This window comes from Ruegeria sp. YTSA168 (assembly GCF_059610045.1).
Window position 1 is genome coordinate 263,453 of record NZ_JBXWMW010000004.1, and the last position, 16,808, is coordinate 280,260.

At 56.9% G+C, this 16,808-nt stretch carries 18 protein-coding genes; 8 read left to right on the forward strand and 10 right to left on the reverse strand.

Annotation, left to right across the window (positions count from 1 at the left end; genetic code table 11):
* Positions 1-124 precede the first annotated feature (124 nt).
* A complete protein-coding gene (locus AC2FFE_RS10605; protein ID WP_496818947.1) occupies positions 125-598 on the forward strand; it encodes a YHS domain-containing (seleno)protein in 474 nt (157 codons plus the stop codon).
* 258 nt (positions 599-856) lie between these two features.
* Positions 857-1,390 carry an outer membrane protein gene (locus tag AC2FFE_RS10610; protein WP_496818946.1) on the forward strand — a complete coding sequence of 178 codons (534 nt, stop codon included), beginning with the start codon at positions 857-859 and terminating at the stop codon, positions 1,388-1,390.
* Between the two features lie 51 nt (positions 1,391-1,441).
* Here AC2FFE_RS10610 and AC2FFE_RS10615 read toward each other — a convergent pair whose 3' ends face one another.
* The 3 genes from AC2FFE_RS10615 to AC2FFE_RS10625 form a co-directional block, all read right to left on the reverse strand.
* On the reverse strand, positions 1,442-2,425 hold the full coding sequence (locus AC2FFE_RS10615) for a quinone oxidoreductase family protein (RefSeq protein WP_496818945.1): 984 nt from the start codon (positions 2,423-2,425) through the stop codon (positions 1,442-1,444).
* 108 nt (positions 2,426-2,533) lie between these two features.
* On the reverse strand, positions 2,534-3,520 hold the full coding sequence (locus AC2FFE_RS10620) for an NAD(P)H-quinone oxidoreductase (protein ID WP_496846587.1): 987 nt from the start codon (positions 3,518-3,520) through the stop codon (positions 2,534-2,536).
* A gap of 57 nt (positions 3,521-3,577) precedes the next feature.
* A complete protein-coding gene (locus AC2FFE_RS10625) occupies positions 3,578-4,270 on the reverse strand; it encodes a COQ9 family protein (RefSeq protein ID WP_496818943.1) in 693 nt (230 codons plus the stop codon).
* Positions 4,271-4,381: 111 nt separating this feature from the next.
* Here AC2FFE_RS10625 and rpsU point away from each other — a divergent pair, with 111 nt between their 5' ends.
* Complete coding sequence (gene rpsU, locus AC2FFE_RS10630; protein ID WP_008207378.1) at positions 4,382-4,588, forward strand: 30S ribosomal protein S21; 207 nt, start codon at positions 4,382-4,384, stop codon at positions 4,586-4,588.
* 303 nt (positions 4,589-4,891) lie between these two features.
* The gene (locus tag AC2FFE_RS10635) at positions 4,892-5,935 is read left to right on the forward strand and encodes a CAP domain-containing protein (protein ID WP_496846588.1); all 1,044 of its coding nucleotides are present in this window, start codon (positions 4,892-4,894) and stop codon (positions 5,933-5,935) included.
* A gap of 65 nt (positions 5,936-6,000) precedes the next feature.
* Here AC2FFE_RS10635 and ppk2 read toward each other — a convergent pair whose 3' ends face one another.
* Entirely contained in the window at positions 6,001-6,918 is a 918-nt protein-coding gene (gene ppk2, locus AC2FFE_RS10640; protein ID WP_496846589.1) for a polyphosphate kinase 2, read from the reverse strand.
* 244 nt (positions 6,919-7,162) lie between these two features.
* Here ppk2 and AC2FFE_RS10645 point away from each other — a divergent pair, with 244 nt between their 5' ends.
* Positions 7,163-8,002 (forward strand): CPBP family intramembrane glutamic endopeptidase, encoded by an 840-nt coding sequence (locus AC2FFE_RS10645; protein ID WP_496846590.1) that lies wholly within the window; start codon positions 7,163-7,165, stop codon positions 8,000-8,002.
* On the opposite strand, the gene AC2FFE_RS10650 is transcribed toward AC2FFE_RS10645, so the two are convergent.
* A complete protein-coding gene (locus tag AC2FFE_RS10650) occupies positions 8,003-8,461 on the reverse strand; it encodes an Lrp/AsnC family transcriptional regulator (RefSeq protein WP_496818938.1) in 459 nt (152 codons plus the stop codon). It abuts the gene before it with no gap.
* A 138-nt stretch (positions 8,462-8,599) separates the two neighbouring features.
* Here AC2FFE_RS10650 and ald point away from each other — a divergent pair, with 138 nt between their 5' ends.
* On the forward strand, positions 8,600-9,718 hold the full coding sequence (gene ald, locus AC2FFE_RS10655; protein ID WP_496818937.1) for an alanine dehydrogenase: 1,119 nt from the start codon (positions 8,600-8,602) through the stop codon (positions 9,716-9,718).
* 189 nt (positions 9,719-9,907) lie between these two features.
* Here ald and AC2FFE_RS10660 read toward each other — a convergent pair whose 3' ends face one another.
* Together AC2FFE_RS10660 and mscL are read right to left on the reverse strand one after the other, a co-directional pair.
* Positions 9,908-10,702 (reverse strand): mechanosensitive ion channel family protein, encoded by a 795-nt coding sequence (locus AC2FFE_RS10660; RefSeq protein WP_496819252.1) that lies wholly within the window; start codon positions 10,700-10,702, stop codon positions 9,908-9,910.
* A 111-nt stretch (positions 10,703-10,813) separates the two neighbouring features.
* On the reverse strand, positions 10,814-11,242 hold the full coding sequence (gene mscL / locus AC2FFE_RS10665; RefSeq protein ID WP_496846591.1) for a large conductance mechanosensitive channel protein MscL: 429 nt from the start codon (positions 11,240-11,242) through the stop codon (positions 10,814-10,816).
* Between the two features lie 145 nt (positions 11,243-11,387).
* Here mscL and AC2FFE_RS10670 point away from each other — a divergent pair, with 145 nt between their 5' ends.
* A complete protein-coding gene (locus AC2FFE_RS10670; protein ID WP_496818935.1) occupies positions 11,388-12,086 on the forward strand; it encodes a glutathione S-transferase family protein in 699 nt (232 codons plus the stop codon).
* Between the two features lie 62 nt (positions 12,087-12,148).
* On the opposite strand, the gene AC2FFE_RS10675 is transcribed toward AC2FFE_RS10670, so the two are convergent.
* Both AC2FFE_RS10675 and AC2FFE_RS10680 read right to left on the reverse strand, forming a co-directional pair.
* Positions 12,149-12,598 (reverse strand): YtoQ family protein, encoded by a 450-nt coding sequence (locus tag AC2FFE_RS10675; protein WP_496846592.1) that lies wholly within the window; start codon positions 12,596-12,598, stop codon positions 12,149-12,151.
* Between the two features lie 85 nt (positions 12,599-12,683).
* Positions 12,684-13,319, reverse strand: a complete 636-nt coding sequence (locus AC2FFE_RS10680) for a class I SAM-dependent methyltransferase (protein WP_496846593.1) — start codon at positions 13,317-13,319, stop codon at positions 12,684-12,686.
* Between the two features lie 84 nt (positions 13,320-13,403).
* Between AC2FFE_RS10680 and AC2FFE_RS10685 the strand changes: the two genes are divergently transcribed.
* Entirely contained in the window at positions 13,404-14,288 is an 885-nt protein-coding gene (locus AC2FFE_RS10685; RefSeq protein WP_496846594.1) for a LysR family transcriptional regulator, read from the forward strand.
* Between the two features lie 45 nt (positions 14,289-14,333).
* On the opposite strand, the gene pheT is transcribed toward AC2FFE_RS10685, so the two are convergent.
* Complete coding sequence (pheT, locus tag AC2FFE_RS10690; RefSeq protein ID WP_496846595.1) at positions 14,334-16,730, reverse strand: phenylalanine--tRNA ligase subunit beta; 2,397 nt, start codon at positions 16,728-16,730, stop codon at positions 14,334-14,336.
* Positions 16,731-16,808: the final 78 nt, after the last annotated feature.

Consider the following 16,808-nt stretch of genomic DNA (forward strand, 5'->3'; position numbering starts at 1 on the left):
TGAACATCCGGCTTCCCACCTGAGGATCTGTGACGGCCAATTACCGGCGTCACAGGACAAAATCCGGGATCGCAAATCGCAATTACGGCGACCGCGCGCATCCCCTTTCACGAAAGGTGAAGCTATGAACACGTTTAAATCTCTGATCGGTGGCGTTGCACTGTCTGTTGCCCTGGCAACTTCGACCCTGGCCGCAGGCGTTGAAATCAATGCCAGCTCGACCGGGCTGGCGATGCAGGGCTATGACCCGGTTGCGTATTTTACCGAAGGTGAAGCCACCAAGGGCGATTACCGCATCACCACCCTGCATGATGACGCAATGTACCGCTTCTCGTCCGAGGAAAACAAAGCCGCATTTGAAGCCAACCCCGAAGCATATCTGCCTGCTTATGGCGGCTACTGCGCCTTCGGTGCGGCGATGGGCTTCAAGTTTGATGGTGACCCGAACCATTGGAAAATCGTCGACAACACACTGTATCTGAACCTGTCGAAAGACATTCAGGAACGCTGGGAGGGCGACATCCCAGGTTTCATCGAACAAGCCAGCACAAACTGGGAAGACATTGCTGACAAAGCTCCGGCTGAACTGCAGCAATAATCCGCCTAGAAATTATCGTCTGTCGGCGGCAGCTCGTTCTGCCGCCGCTTCTTATTTGAAGCCATCGCGGCGCATCCTACCTTTCAGAGTACAGACCCGGTCATGGCGGGCACAGGCCGGTCGAATTGACCAGCATTCCGTACGGAAAATATGGGCAACGGTGATCCAGTCTCGGATTGAGACCGTAACAGCTTGTACAATCGCGCAGCCACAAACCCAAGGCAGCTGCGCGCATATTTCGAATGAAAGGATCAGAAGATGAAAGTGAAACTGGCTCTAATAGCAGCTGTATCGAGTATGACGGCCGGGTCGCTCATGGCGCAGTCCACCGGAGACTGGACCGGATTCTACGGCGGTTTGCAGTTGGGTTATCTCGACGCTGACACCAACCTTTCCGGCGTCGATGGTGATGGTGCGATTGGCGGCATCATCCTGGGCTACGATTATGATTTGGGCGACTGGGTTGTTGGTGGTGGTTTTGACTATGACTGGGCAGATATCGACCTGTCGGGCGCGGCCACAATCGAGGATGTCTGGCGTATCAAAGCGCGTGCGGGTTACAAAGTGACCCCCCAAGGATTGCTTTACGGCGTTGGCGGCTATGCCGAAGCCGGGACCGATACCTTGGGCAGCGATGATGGTTGGTTCATCGGCGCAGGATATGAACAAGCCGTTGCCCCCAATGTCACCATCGGGGCCGAGTTGCTGTATCATGAATTCGACAACTTCAACTCTAGCGGCGTGGATGTCGATGCCACCACACTTCAGTTCCGTGCAGCGTATCGTTTCTGATCCGCTTTGGCATATCAAACAGACCCGGCGCATCCCGCCGGGTCTTTCCGTTCAAACATCCAATATCGTGCTACCGGTGGTCTGGCGCGCCTCAAGCGCGCGATGCGCGTCGGCGATCTGATCCAGAGGAAAACGCTGGTCGATATGAATCTTGACCTCGCCACCTTCGACCTTACCAAACAACCGCCGCGCCATGGCCTGACAGACCGTGTGATCGCCAATATGCGTAAATAGGGTTGGACGGGTGATCTTGAGCGATCCTTTCTGCCCCAGGATCCCGATATTCACAGGCGGCACCGGCCCCGAAGCATTGCCGAATGAGATCATCATCCCAAGCGGTTTCAGGCAGTCCAGCGACCCCTCAAACGTGTCGGCGCCGACCGAATCCATCACCACGTCAACGCCGTGCCCATTGGTGATCTCGGCCACGCGTTCGACGAAGTTCTCGGTGCGGTAGTTGATGCAATGCGCCGCGCCGTTGAACTGGGCCAGCGCGCATTTCTCATCTGTACCGGCAGTACCGATCAGAGTGATGCCTTCGGATTTCGCCCATTGGCAGGCGATCAGGCCGACACCCCCGGCCGCAGCGTGGAACAACACCGTATCCCCGCGACGCAAAGGCGTGGTGCGGTGGAACAGATATTCAACGGTCATGCCCTTCAGCATCATCGCCGCCGCCGCTTCGAATGAAATGCCGTCTGGCAACGGACAAACCTGAGCCGCCGGCATCACCCGCGCCTCGCAATAGGCGCCCGACGGTGCGGCAGCATAGGCGGCGTGCTGACCCGGTGTCAGATGAGCGACTCCGTCGCCAACGGCTTCGATCACGCCCGACGCTTCCATCCCCAGCGCATGCGGCAACTCCAACGGATAGAGGCCGGTGCGCTGATAAACATCGATGAAGTTCAGGCCGCAAGCATGATGGCGGATGCGAACCTCACCTGGACCGGGATCGCCCAAGGGCCGATCTTCGATCTGCAAGACCTCGGAGCCGCCGAATTCGTGGATGACGACTGTGCGCGCAGTATTCTGCATTCTGAACCTCCTCTTGCCTGACCCCAAGCTAGCATGCTTGCGTGACAGGGCAATCAGGAGCTTGTGCTGCGGCGAGTTTGCGCGCGGATCAAACCCCGCGCATCGCCGCTAGCCCGCAACGTTCAGAACGATTTTGCCAATATGGGTCGAGCTTTCCATATGCGCGTGTGCCGCCGCAGCATCCGCCAGGGGAAATTCGCTGTCCATGACCGGGGCAACCCTGCCCGCAGCCAGCAAAGGCCAGACAGCTTCACGCAGGTCCTGCGCGATCTTGGCTTTGGCCAGATCGCTTTGCGGGCGCAAGGTACTGCCGGTCAGCGTCAGGCGTTTGACCATCATCAGAGCAAAATTCAACTCAGCCACAGGGCCTTGCAGGAACGCGATTTGAACCAGCCGCCCATCCTCAGCCAACGCCTTCACGTTGCGCGGGATGTAGTCACCGCCCACCATGTCAAGGATCAGGTTCGCCCCGCCTTCAGCGCGCATGACACCTACGAAATCTTCGTCGCGGTAGTTGATGGCCTTCTCTGCCCCCAATTTCACGCAGGCGGCGCATTTCTCATCCGAGCCAGCAGTTGCAAAGACCCGCGCTCCAAAGGCATTGGCCAGCTGGATCGCAGTGGTTCCGATGCCGCTGGACCCACCATGAACAAGGAAGCGCTCGCCTGGTTTCAGACTGCCGCGCGTGAACACGTTGGACCAGACGGTAAAGAAGGTCTCGGGCAGGCAAGCCGCTTGCTTCATGTCCATCCCGTCTGGAACAGGCAGGCAATGCGCAGCGGGCGTGGCGACGTATTCGGCGTAACCGCCACCGGGCAACAAGGCGCAGACCTGATCGCCCAATGCCAAACCTTCGACGCCTGTGCCCATGGCAACTACCTCGCCCGAGGCCTCCAGCCCCGGCAGATCGCTGGCTCCGGGCGGGGGATCATAGGCTCCGGCACGTTGCAAAGCGTCCGGGCGGTTCACACCGGCATAGGCGACCTTCAGCACAACTTGTCCGGCGTCCGCCACCGGCATCGGTCGCTCAGTCAGCTTAAGAACATCGGGACCACCGGGCTGAGTGATTTCGACAGCGCGCATCATTCGGGTCATGGGCAAATCTCCTTTGCGCAATGCCTAGCTGTCATCTGGGAAAAGGCCAAGCTTTGACTACTTGCGCGGGTTCAGCAGGCCCGGCAAATCGGCGCGCATCTTCATCGGGGCCTTGACCTGACCAGCCAGCCAATTGGGCACGGCCAGAAACGGTTTGAACAACGGGTTGCTGTTGACCTGCGCCTTGAGCTTTTCAAACTGCATTACGTCGCCAATGCGCCTGTCCAGAAACTCCCACGTCTTCTGGTGATCAGGCGAATCGTCCCCCAGCCAGAACAAAAGGGTCGAAGAGTAGACGCCCGACAGCGTCGCGCGCTTGGTGTACCAGTTCACGTCATCCGACGTGTCACCCAAAGCGTCCCAGATCAGATCGCAGGTGCCCCAAACAGCCTTGGCCCCGTCACCTGCATGCATTGGCAGGGCAAACAGTGTCATGCCCCGGCGGACCAGTTCCTTATCCTCAACCGCCTCAAGCCGGAACCGAACAGCAGCGGCGATCTTTTCGCGGAACTTGAGCGCGCTCAGGTCTTCGGACTTGATCCGATCCAGCATCATCTGATCCCCACGCGCATGATAGGCCAGCGCCAGATCAACCGCGCCACGCGGGCAAATCGCCCGGGCAAGACCCTCATCCAGATCACACTCAGCAATGGCGGCGCGAAAGCTCGTTTCGGACCATCCGTCAAACGGAACATGGGCAAGCATCGCGTCCAGCATCTGCTGTTTTGCGTCTTCATAAGTCACTGTCATGGCGGTTCTCCGGTGTTCGGGGCCAGTACTAGACAAGATAGAACAGCTTTGCTATACGGCCAACTCCTGCAATTTCCTTGCAACTCTATCTAGAAAGGTGGTGACAACCACATGCAGGTTAGTGTTCGCGACAATAACGTCGATCAGGCGCTTCGTGCCCTGAAGAAAAAGCTGCAGCGCGAAGGCGTGTTCCGTGAAATGAAGCTGAAGCAACATTTCGAGAAACCGTCCGAGAAGAAAGCGCGCGAGAAAGCTGAAGCGATCCGTCGTGCCCGTAAACTGGCACGCAAGAAAGCCCAGCGCGAAGGTATGCTCTAAGCATCGCCCCCATCTCGTCCAGCTTTGGATGACACTATTTGACGACCCCCGAGGCCCTGCCCGGGGGTTTGTCGTTTCTGGGACCGGTTTGATCTTGCCGACTCGTGCGCGATGCTGTGCGGCAAGCTGCCATTTCACACCCGGCAGGATTTTGCCCGGCATGTTGCAGCGCAGCGAATCCCGTATCGGTAGCACAGCGACGCCCAAATTCGCCTGCCAGGTCAACCCACCTATCCGTCACAGGAAAGGTCTTTGTATCAGCCTCTCGTCTACCCAGACACCAAATCAAAAACGGAGGCTACTATGTCGACTGCAAGCACAATCGAGCGCGAAATGCTCGCACTTATCAATGAAGAGCGCACATCCCGAGGGCTGAACCCGCTGCAATTGGAAACCAACTTGAACGAGTCATCCGAGGATCACAGTACCTGGATGCTGGACCGCGATATCTTCAGCCATACAGGTGCGGGCGGGTCCAGCGCGACCCAGCGGATGCAGGCCGCGGGGTTTGATCTGTCGGGCAGCTGGCGCACCGGTGAAAACATCGCCTGGCAATCTGAACGCGGCGCGCCGGGGATCAGCGACGATGTCGCGCAGCTGCATCAGAACCTGATGAACAGCCCCGGCCACCGCGCAAATATCCTGAACCCGAACTTCGAATATATCGGGATCGGGATCGAAACAGGCGATATGCAGGGTTTTGACGCCGTGATGGTCACGCAAAACTTTGGCGCAACAGGTGGTACGGTGGACCTGGATACAGGCACGACGCCAACCCCTATGCCGATGCCCGAAGAACCGGAGGTGCCCGAAGAGCCCGAAACACCGGAAGAGCCTGAGACACCCGAGGAACCTCAGACGCCGGAAGTTCCAGAAGAACCAGAGACTCCGGAAGAACCCGAAGCGCCAGAAGAACCGGAAACGCCTACGGAGCCGGAAACGCCGGAGGAACCAGAGACCCCCGTGGAACCAGAAACGCCAGAGGAACCCGAAGAACCTGTGGAACCTGAAACACCGGAAGAACCCGAAGTGCCCGAAGTGCCCGAAGAACCAGAAACGCCTGAACCCACGGCTGAGAATGGTTTCGATATAGAAGCCTTCGTCGCGGCGCTTGAAGAATTCCTGAATGAGGTGCTCGCACTGGTCGATGACTTCGACTGGATCGATATCGAACTGCCCGGCGCACAGCCCGGTGGTGACGTACCAATGGATGACGATCTGATCCTGATCCCGGAAGCTGGCGATGGTGCAACGCCACCGGCAGAACCCGTCGCAGGCTTCACCGACGATGATGACATGCTGATCTTCACCCCAATGGGTGGCGAATGCATGATGGACGTCGCCTAACGGCTGGCCCTATGGCGAGGCGCGGGACATCGCGCCTCGCATTTCTGATCAGAGGCCCGTTTCGCCTAGTAGATTTTCGGAACGTACAACTCGTCGGGCAGAATGCGGCGTTCGTAATCCGGGTTGTACTTGCGATCGGGCAGGTCGACCCGCTCCTGCGGCACTTCCGTATAGGGGATCTTGGTCAACAGATGCTCGATACAGTTCAGACGTTCGCGTTTTTTGTCGTTGCCTTCGACAATGTACCACGGCGCTTCGGAAATGTTCGTCCGGAACAACATATCCTCTTTCGCCTTGGTGTAGGATTCCCAGCGGATGCGGGATTCCAGATCCATCGGAGACAATTTCCACTGTTTCATCGGATCATGAATCCGCATGAGGAATCGCAATTGCTGCTCTTCATCGGTGATCGAGAACCAGTATTTCAGCAGGATGATCCCGGACCGCACCAGCATCCGTTCAAATTCGGGAACGTCCTGAAAGAACTGTTCAACCTGATCCTCGGTCGCAAAGCCCATGACGCGTTCAACGCCGGCGCGGTTGTACCAGGAGCGGTCGAAGAACACGATTTCACCTGCCGCAGGTAGATGCGGAACATAGCGCTGGAAATACCACTGGCTTTGTTCCCGTCGGCTGGGCGCAGGCAGCGCCACCACACGCGCGACACGAGGGTTCAGACGCTGGGTGATCCGCTTGATCACGCCCCCCTTACCCGCACTGTCGCGGCCTTCGAACAGGATGCACACTTTGGCACCGGTATGCTGCACCCAATCCTGAACCTTGATCAGCTCGGCCTGCAGGCGCAGCAGGTTGCGGAAATAAACCTTGCGATCCAGCATATCAGGATGCTGATCCTTGTAGATCTTGCGCACTTCCATCGACAGCATGGGTTCGCTGAACTCGATCTCAAAATCTTCGTCCAGCGTATCTTCCAGTTCGGCCTCTAGCCAGTCTTTGGGAGAGTCATTGTTTTCGTACGCCAAAGTCTGTTCCTTCTTCATTCACCGGGTGCGGACAGTAACGCGCCTGTGTAACCGCCTGATGTCATCGGATAAGTTGATCTTTTTGCACTGTGCCAATGAGGTGGGCGCCGCCATGTAAAGACATTACGTGCAATTTGAACCTCTCGCGCAGGGGATACAACCGTAAGAATTGCCGCAACTCGAAAGGCTTGCACCATGGAAAGCTGCGCGCCATGACTAAGCCAGTCGAACTGTCGAGGCCACCGTGGCGCATTTCCTGTCCCATCTACCAATGATCTGGCCCTGGCTGATCTTGATCGCAGCCCAGATTACCGCGCTGAGCGGGCGGATGGGCGTGGCTTTGGCGTTGTTGATTCTGTTCGTAAGCATTGTCTCAGTCGCCAATCTGATCACGCCATGGGCGATTGCAGTGATTGCGATCGGGTTGCTGGGGGCCGCAACTCTGCCGCGCCTGAGCGGCGCGATGGCAGTTGCCGGGCATACACTTCTGATCCTGTGGTGTTTTGCGTTAGGCACGCATCTGATTCCTGGGTTGAATAATCTGCTTGTATTGGATCAGGTCTATGCCGGTGAAAACAGCGCCGCGTTTACGATGTATCTGAACCTCGACAAACCAATGGTGTTCTTTGCTGTCCTGTTAGCTTGGCCCAGCATGCTGATTGCACGTCATAAAACCAATACAATATGGCTCGTCACCGGGCTTGCCTTGCTGCCATTGATCTTTCTTGCCGCTGTTGCAATCGGCGCATTGCGGCCAGAGGTTAAATTGCCCGCGTGGTGGTTGGTCTTTGCAGTTTCAAACCTGTTTCTGACCTGTTTCGCGGAAGAGGCACTTTTCCGTGGCTACCTGCAATCTCTGCTCAGTTCGAAACTTGGCCCGCTTGGTGGCGTTGTCGCAGCCAGCCTGCTGTTCGGTCTGGCGCATTTCGGCGGTGGTCCAGCCCTGGTAGCCTTCGCCACGGTCCTGGGCTTGGGTCTGGGGCTGGCCTATGCCGCGACCGGGCGGCTCTGGGTGCCAATTGCAATGCACTTCGCCTTTAATTTCATCCATCTCGCCTATTTCACCTATCCGGTACCCGCCTGATCAGACCGGCAAGGCCGTGGTCTTGAACACCGTCCGCAAGGCAAACGAGCTTTGCATCTGCGCGACGCCCGGCAGGCGTGACAGATATTGGCGGTGAATGCGGGCGAAATCTTCGGTGTTTTCGGCGACGACTTTCAGAAGATAATCTGCCGTCCCCGCCATCAGGTGACATTCCAACACATCCGGAATGCGGGCCACCGCCTTTTCGAATACATCCAGAACTTCTTCGGCCTGACCCTGCAAGGTGATCTCGACAAACACGGTTGTGGGAACATTCATCTTCCGCGCGTCCAGCAAGGCCACGTAGTTTCGAATATAGCCCTCCAGTTCCAGCCGTTGGACCCGGCGATGGCAAGCCGAAGGTGAAAGGTTCACCTTCTCTGACAGGTCCGCATTCGAAACCCGACCATTCTTTTGCAGAGCAGCCAGAATCTTACGATCAGTCGTATCTAAGCTCATTTGCGCATATCCATTGCGTTGATTCAGGTTTATTCGCTGGATTCTTTCATAAGAAAGCCCAATAGCAGGTATTGTTTCACAGAAATTGCGTCAGGTAATGCACATAATTTAGGCAGTTTATGAACGGAGGAGGGTCACATGAAAATCGGGTGCCCAAAGGAAATTAAACCCCAGGAATTCCGCGTTGGAATGACGCCGAATGCAGCTCAGGAAGCGGTATCGCGTGGGCATGAGGTGCTTATCGAAACCGGTGCCGGGATCGGCGCAGGTTTTGACAATGACGCCTATGTCGCCGCTGGTGCGCGCATTCTGGACACGGCAGAAGAGGTGTTTGCCACCGCCGACATGATCGTGAAGGTCAAAGAACCCCAGGCCGGAGAGCGCAAGATGTTGCGTGAAGGTCAGTTGCTGTTCACCTACCTGCATCTGGCACCCGATCCGGATCAGACCCATGACCTGCTGGAATCGGGCTGTACGGCCATTGCCTATGAAACCGTAACCGATGCCAATGGTGGCCTGCCTCTGCTCGCCCCGATGTCCGAAGTTGCCGGGCGCCTGGCCCCTCAGGTCGGGTCATGGACCTTGCAAAAGGCCAATGGCGGGCGCGGTGTGCTGATGGGTGGCGTGCCTGGGGTTGGCCCGGCCAAGGTCGTCGTGATCGGCGGTGGCGTGGTTGGCACCCATGCGGCGAAGATCGCCGCTGGCATGGGAGCAGATGTAACCGTTCTGGATCGGTCCCTGCCTCGCCTGCGCTATCTGGACGATGTGTTTGGCGGCCAGTTCAAGAACCAGTATTCAACGGCCGGTGCAACTGCCGAGTTGATCCGCGATGCCGATATGGTCATCGGCGCGGTTCTGATCCCCGGCGCAGCAGCCCCCAAGCTGGTCTCGCGCGCGCAGCTGTCGACAATGAAACCCGGTGCGGTGCTGGTGGATGTGGCCATCGATCAGGGCGGTTGTTTCGAAACCTCTCGCGCGACCACCCATGCCGATCCGATCTATGAGGTCGATGGGGTAATGCACTACTGCGTGGCCAACATGCCGGGCGCTGTAGCGCGCACCTCGACTATTGCACTGGGCAACGCAACAATGCCGTTCATGTTGTCATTGGCAGATAAAGGCTGGAAACAGGCCTGTCAGGACGATCCGCATCTGCTGGCGGGACTGAACGTCCATGCCGGACAACTGACCTACTACGCAGTTGGCAAGGCGCTTGGCATCGACGTCGTCTCGCCCAACGTGGTAATCAAGGCGTAACCCTCCCGCCCCTGAAAGCGCCTTTTGAAAAAAGGCGCTTTACAGCGTTGGGCGTAGCGCCGCGCCTATGGCGCGGCGCGGGTGTTCAAAACAAACCGTCAAGAAAACGAAACAGCGCCACACGACAGTGCGGCGCCGGGCCCGACCGGAGAAGGGCATTTTGAATGCGCGATCGACGGGCGGGAGCCTTTAGCCCTGCTTCTGAATTTCGACCGAATGCGGATAAGGAATCGAGACACCCTTGGCGTCGAAGGCTTCCTTGATGGTCTTGGTCAGCTCGAATTTCACATCCCAGTAGTCCGCCGCTGCACACCACAGACGCGCAGTTAGATCGACCGAGCTGTCACCCAGATTTGTGACCCTCACCCAAGGCTCTGGATCCTTGTGGATGCGCGCATCCGCATTGGCGACATCCAAAATGATCTTCATGGCCTCATCCGCGCTGTCACCATAATCGATACCGAACACCAGATCGACACGCCGCGTTTCATGCGCAGAGTAGTTGGTAATCACCGACCCCCAGGCCTGCCCGTTCGGGACAATGATCTGTACATTGTCTGGCGTCACCAGTTCAGTGGTGAACAGGTTCAGGTCTTTGACCGTTCCCGCCGTTCCGCCAATATCCACATACTGACCCAGCTTATAGGGTCGGAACACAACCAGCATCACGCCCGCCGCCAGATCACTGAGCGTGCCTTGCAGCGCAAGACCGATCGCCAGAGAGGCAGCACCCAGAATGGCAACGATACTTGTGGCCTCGATCCCGAAGATCCCAAGAACGGCCACGAGGACGATCGCCAAGATCACCCATTTGACAAGGCTGGCCGCAAAATTCCCAAGCGTAGGATCGATCTGAGGCGTTTTGTTGATGCGACGCCGCACAACGCCCGATACCATCCCTGCCACGATCCAACCGATGATCAGAACAATCAAAGCCTTGCCCGCGTTCAACAGGATCGGCATGTAGCTATTTGCCAAATCCATGGCTTGGTTTGCCATATCGACCGTCTGATCCATGTCAGATTTCCTTCTCGATCAGGTTAGAAGGGGCACCGCCAGCGGAACGAAGCCCCGTTTTCTTGCCACCTTTCGGTGTTACTTCTTCAAAGCGTCGCGGATTTCCATCAGGATATCCAATTCGCTTGGGCCAGCGGGGGCTTCTTCGGCAACTTCCTCTTCTTTGGCAGCCGCATCCTTAACGCGGTTCACTGACCGCACAAGCATGAACACAACCCATGCGATGATCAGAAAGTTGATGACCGCCATGATGAACGCCCCATAGGCAAACACCGAAGCGCCGGTTTCACGCGCTGCGTCCAGGCTGGCCCCTTCGGCAACCTCACCTGCAAGCACAGCGTAGTTATTGGTAAAATCAATCCCACCTGTGAACAGACCAATCAATGGATTGATCAGGTCCCCAACCAGCGATGTCACGATTGCAGTGAATGCAGCACCAATAATGATACCCACAGCCATGTCCATGACATTGCCCTTGGCAATGAATGTTTTGAACTCCTGGATCATGTGTTCCCTCTTTCCTGTTGTTAGTGTTTTTCGCCTTTGTTCGCGCATAGGCGCAGAGTAATTGTGCGCTAATTGCACCTTAAAACATATTTTTTTATGGGAAAGCGTGCCTATTTTTCCCCAATCAGATCATTCAGGAGAGCCCATGTCCTCTTTAGCCCGCTTTGCCGTGACTCAAAAATGGCCCGCCAAAGATCCGTCGGTCATTCAGCTTTATTCCTTTCCAACCCCAAACGGGGTCAAAGCCTCGATTATGCTGGAAGAAACCGGCCTGCCTTATGAGGCGCATAAGGTCACATTGGCCGATGCCGACGTCAAAAGCCCCGAGTTCCTGTCGTTGAACCCCAATAACAAAATCCCGGCGATCATTGATCCCAACGGTCCTGATGGTGAACCTATCGGCCTGTTCGAAAGCGGCGCGATACTGCTGTATCTGGCCGAAAAGACCGGTAAGTTCATCGGTCAAAACGCATCCGACAAACACCATATCACCCAATGGCTGATGTTTCAGATGGGTGGTATTGGGCCGATGCTTGGCCAGCTAGGATTTTTCCACAAATTCGCAGGCCGCGAGATCGAAGACCCCCGCCCGCGCGAGCGCTATGTCAACGAAGCCAAGCGGCTGCTGAACGTCTTGAACCAGCAGCTTGAAGGTCAGGATTGGGTTGCCGGAGACTACTCGATCGCTGACATGGCCATTGCGCCCTGGCTGCGCGGATTGGATTTCTATGAAGCGAAGGATTTGGTCGGCTGGGACGATCACGCCAATGTCGTGGCCTATCTGGATCGTTTCCTTGAACGGCCTGCGGTTCAAAAAGGCTTGGTGACACCCGCGCGAGACTAAGACCCCCCACGCCCGTTGCCGACATTGGGCTTGCGGCCAGAGCCGGTCGCAAGCCCATATTCTTAGCCCGGCAGCTTGCCGGTCAGCACATAGCGCAGAACTTCGACCACCTGAGCGGGCTCCTCAGCCACGGCGAGCGCAGCGGCGTCGACCTCTTTCAGCGCGTGCTGATGATCCGGCCCGTGCAGCACGATCAACGATTTGCCCAAGGCAGCTGCGTATCCGGCGTCAAACGCCGCATTCCACTGTTTGTACTTCTCGCCAAACCGCACAACGACCACATCTGCGTCAGCGATACCCTTACGCGTGCGGATCGCGTTCACCATCGCTCCCTTATGGTCATGCCAATACTTGTTCGGCTCAGCGCCCAGAATGGCAACACCGCAATCGTCACTGGCTGCATGATTGGTGACCGGGCTGCTGAATGAAACATCCAGCCCCTGCGCGCCGTCAATGATTTGTTCGCGCCAATCGGTGTGAATTTCCCCGGATAGATAGACGTTCAGGCCCATGGTTCCCTCCAAAACTGTTTGGACCCTACTTAAAGGCCAATCACGCAAAGCCCAATGCGTAAGTCGAAGAACTTGCTGATGATGATTATTTCTTTTGCGCCACCAGATACCGAGATGGGGGCTTCGCCGGATAGTTCCCGCTTTCGACGATTTCAAAGCCGGCATCTGTGATCGCGGTTTCAAGCGTTTTTACGTCGAACAGGTTCACATAAGGCGCTTTGCCAAAACGCTGCATCACAGGCAGCATAAGTTTCATCAGTCCAAATTTAAAACCCAAATTTCCCTCGGTAAGGCAAGGCGTTTTGGATATGAACAACCCGCCCGAGGGCAGACGTGCATAGATGTCCGCAAAGGCCGTTTCGATATCCGGCACAAGATGAAACACGTTGAAGCCAAGAATGACATCAAAGGACTTTTCATCATCGGGCGAGGTGATGTCTATGGGCGTGAATGAGATGTTGTCGATCCCTTCTTTTTTCGCCTTGTCCCGGCCAATATCCAGCATCGCGTCAGAAAAATCGCTGGCCGTGATATGCGCAACTGACGATGCAAGCAGCAGCGCAGTTGAGCCTGTCCCGCAGCCAAGCTCAAGAACGTTGTGCTGTTTGGTCAGATAGGATCGGGTCCGGCCCAGAGTGTATTCATACGACTCTATGTCACGGATTGGGCTACGCGCGTATTTCGCGGCAATGCCATCCCAGAATTTTGCACCAGTCTTCATGGTAAATCTCCTTTGCGGCCTATCTACTCATGCGGATATTGAATAGGAATTGCGGAAGATTGCAGAACAATTATACATATTTGTATGGCTAGAATCGACGAATTTGATTGGAACCACATGCGCGCTTTTCTGGCGACCGCTGATACCGGATCGCTTTCAGCAGCGGCGCGGCAACTGGGACAGAGTCAACCAACACTTAGCCGCCAGATCGCTGCGCTTGAGGCTGATTTGGGCGTTTTGCTGTTCGAGCGCGTGGGCCGCTCGTTAGAAATCACGCAGGCTGGTTTGGAGATCCTGGAACACACGCGCGCCATGGGTGAAGCTGCCAACCGGATCGCCTTGACTGCATCTGGTCAGGCACAATCGATCGAGGGGCGTGTTCGGATCACTGCCAGCGATATCATGTCAGCACACATTCTGCCGGATTTGCTACACGAGGTTCAGGCGCAGGCCCCGCGCCTGCGAATAGAAGTGATCGCTTCGAACGATGTGAGTGATCTGATGCGGCGCGAAGCCGATATCGCAATCCGCCATGTGCGACCTGCACAACCTGATCTAATCGCCAAATTGGTGCAGGAAGCGCCCGGCCACTTTTACGCGTCTTCCGCGTATTTGAACCGCATGGGACACCCTAAATCCAAAGGCGATTTGTCCAACCACGACTTCATTAGCTTCGGCGACACCCATCAGATGATCGCTTACTTGGAGCCACTTGGCATTCATCTGACAGAAGATAACTTCAGGCTCGGTTCACAAAACGGCGTTGTTGCCTGGGAATATGCCAAGCACGGCTTCGGCATCGCACCCATGTCGCAGAATGTGGGGGACGCGGCTTCGGAAATGGAACGGGTTCTACCTGACATGGACCCTTTTGAATTTCCGATCTGGTTGGTCGCGCATCGCGAATTGCACACCAGTCGGCGCATCCGGTTGGTCTTTGATGTGCTGACCAAGTTCTTCTCGAACTGAAAAGCGCGCCAAAAGGCGCGCTCTGCAAAGTGTATGTTGCTGCGATTACCCGCGCAGGACACCGCCCGTCGCTTTGGAAACCTTGGCGATGATCTTCTCGGCCACCGCCTCGATATCTTTTTCTTTCAACGTTGCGTCAGTGGGTTGCAGGCGCACGGTGATGGCCAGGGATTTCTTGCCCTCACCCAGGCTACCGCCGATAAACTCATCAAAGACGCGCACATCTTCGATCAGCGCCTTGTCAGCACCCGCAGCGGCGTTGACCAGCGTCAGCGCTTCGACGCCTTCGTCGACGACAAAGGCAAAGTCACGCTCGACCGCTTGCAGATCACGCAGCTCTAAAGCCGCGCGGGTCGCGGAGCATTTACGGGGCAGAGGCACCTGATCCGGCCAGATGGTGAACGCCATCGCCGGGCCCTTGATGTCCATGGCCTGCAGAATGCGCGGGTGCAAGTCACCGAATACGCCCAACACCTTTTTCGGACCCAGGCAAATCTTGCCGTGGCGGCCCGGATGCCACCATGCATCCCCGTCGCGCAATATCTGAACCTTGGCGGGCGCACCGATGGCCGCCAGCACAGCCTCGGCATCCGCTTTGACATCAAATAGATCGACCGGGCGGGATGCGCCATGCACGTCCTTTGGACCCGAGCGGCCAACTAGAAGGCCGGTGATCTGCGTTAGCTGTTCCCCCGGCTCGCCGTCATGGAAAACCGGGCCAACCTCAAACAGGGCAACATCCGTATAGCCGCGCGCCTGATTGCGGGCAGCAGCCTGAAGCAATCCGGGAAGTAGATCGGGGCGCATGTGGCTCATCTCGGACGAGATCGGGTTTTCCAGCTGGGTCGCCGCGTCCCCCCCTCCGAACAAAGCCGCTGCATGCTGATCAATGAAAGTGTAGGTAACACATTCATTGTAACCCAGCGTAGCACAGGTGCGACGCGCCATCGACTGGCGGCGCTGAGTCGGGGTCATCACCGGCTTCGGGATTCCATCGGTCACACGCGGCAACGGTTTGCCCTGCAGTTTGGTCAACGAGGCAATCCGCGCGACCTCTTCCACCAGGTCAGCCTCACCCATGACATCGGGGCGCCAGCTGGGCACATGGGCCATTTCACCTTCGAGACGGAAGCCCAGACGCGTCAGGGTCTGGCGCTGATCGCTTTCTGGAATGTCCATGCCAACCAGAGACCGCACACGTTCCGCATCCAGCTTGTAGGCACGCGCATGCTTGGGCGCTTTGCCGGCCTCAACCACCTTGGACGCTTCGCCACCACAGATATCCAGGATCATCTGGGTCGCATGTTCCAGCCCTTCAAGCGTGTATTCCGGATCAACGCCGCGTTCGAACCGATACCGCGCATCCGAGTTGATTTTGAGCGCACGACCCGTCAGGGCAATCTGTACATGATCCCAAAACGCGCTTTCGAGGAAGACATTCACTGTCTCGTCGGTACAGCCTGTCTCTTCTCCGCCCATGATACCAGCAATCGATTCCGGGCCATTGTCGTCCGAAATCACCATCATGCCGGGTTGCAGCGTGTATTCCTTCTCATCCAGCGCCACCAGCGTTTCGCCACCCTTGGCGCGATGCACGCGCAGATTGCCCTGCACCTTGTCCGCATCAAACACGTGCAGCGGGCGGTTTTGGTCGAAGGTCATGTAGTTTGTGATGTCCACCAGCGCCGAAATCGGACGCAGGCCAATCGCCTTCAACTGATCCTGCAGCCATTGCGGGCTTGGGCCGTTCTTAACACCTTTGATCAATCGCCCCGTGAAATGCGGCGCACCGTCCAGAGTATCCTCATCAATGGTCACCTTGATCGGGCTTTCAAAATCACCCGGCACCGGAATGTAGTCGCGTATCTTTAACGTCCCCAAACCACGTGCTGCCAGATCACGCGCAATACCGGCTACGCCCAGCGCATCGGGGCGGTTGGGGGTGATCGCAATCTCGATCATCGGATCGATCTTTGAGGGGTCATTCTCGGCCAGCCAGTCAACGAACTGGTCGCCAACCTCACCCGAGGGCAGCTCGATGATACCGTCATGCTCGTCCGACAGCTCCAGCTCACGCTCAGACGCCATCATGCCATAGCTTTCGACACCCCGGATCTTGCCAACATTGATGGTGATATCCAAACCGGGAATATACATGCCCGGTTTACAGACCACGACCGTGATACCTTCGCGCGCGTTGGGGGCGCCACAGATGATCTGCAAATCACCCTCATCGGTCTCAACCGTGCAAACGCGCAGCTTGTCAGCGTCGGGGTGCTTTTCGGCATGTTTCACATGGCCCAGCGTAAAGCCCTTCAACCGGTCCGCCGGGTTCACGATCTCTTCGACCTCAAGGCCAAGATCGGTCAGCGCCTCGGCGATCTCATCAACCGACGCATCCGTATCGAGGTGGTCTTTCAACCAGGACAGAGTGAATTTCATTGCAAGCGGCCTTCTTGGGCAAACATCCGTTTGGCACAGGCAATGGCAAAGAATGGGCCGGGGTGCAAGCGCTGCGCG

Coding starts and splice junctions, on each gene's coding strand:
- AC2FFE_RS10670 (WP_496818935.1), top strand. CDS start 11,388: ATGTCCTCTTTAGCCCGCTTTGCCGTGACTCAAAAATGGCCCGCCAAA.
- AC2FFE_RS10680 (WP_496846593.1), bottom strand. CDS start 13,319: ATGAAGACTGGTGCAAAATTCTGGGATGGCATTGCCGCGAAATACGCG.
- AC2FFE_RS10650 (WP_496818938.1), bottom strand. CDS start 8,461: ATGAGCTTAGATACGACTGATCGTAAGATTCTGGCTGCTCTGCAAAAG.
- AC2FFE_RS10605 (WP_496818947.1), top strand. CDS start 125: ATGAACACGTTTAAATCTCTGATCGGTGGCGTTGCACTGTCTGTTGCC.
- AC2FFE_RS10675 (WP_496846592.1), bottom strand. CDS start 12,598: ATGGGCCTGAACGTCTATCTATCCGGGGAAATTCACACCGATTGGCGC.
- AC2FFE_RS10685 (WP_496846594.1), top strand. CDS start 13,404: ATGGCTAGAATCGACGAATTTGATTGGAACCACATGCGCGCTTTTCTG.
- AC2FFE_RS10620 (WP_496846587.1), bottom strand. CDS start 3,520: ATGACCCGAATGATGCGCGCTGTCGAAATCACTCAGCCCGGTGGTCCC.
- pheT (WP_496846595.1), bottom strand. CDS start 16,730: ATGAAATTCACTCTGTCCTGGTTGAAAGACCACCTCGATACGGATGCG.
- AC2FFE_RS10660 (WP_496819252.1), bottom strand. CDS start 10,702: ATGGATTTGGCAAATAGCTACATGCCGATCCTGTTGAACGCGGGCAAG.
- AC2FFE_RS10615 (WP_496818945.1), bottom strand. CDS start 2,425: ATGCAGAATACTGCGCGCACAGTCGTCATCCACGAATTCGGCGGCTCC.
- ald (WP_496818937.1), top strand. CDS start 8,600: ATGAAAATCGGGTGCCCAAAGGAAATTAAACCCCAGGAATTCCGCGTT.
- AC2FFE_RS10625 (WP_496818943.1), bottom strand. CDS start 4,270: ATGACAGTGACTTATGAAGACGCAAAACAGCAGATGCTGGACGCGATG.
- rpsU (WP_008207378.1), top strand. CDS start 4,382: ATGCAGGTTAGTGTTCGCGACAATAACGTCGATCAGGCGCTTCGTGCC.
- AC2FFE_RS10610 (WP_496818946.1), top strand. CDS start 857: ATGAAAGTGAAACTGGCTCTAATAGCAGCTGTATCGAGTATGACGGCC.
- AC2FFE_RS10635 (WP_496846588.1), top strand. CDS start 4,892: ATGTCGACTGCAAGCACAATCGAGCGCGAAATGCTCGCACTTATCAAT.
- mscL (WP_496846591.1), bottom strand. CDS start 11,242: ATGATCCAGGAGTTCAAAACATTCATTGCCAAGGGCAATGTCATGGAC.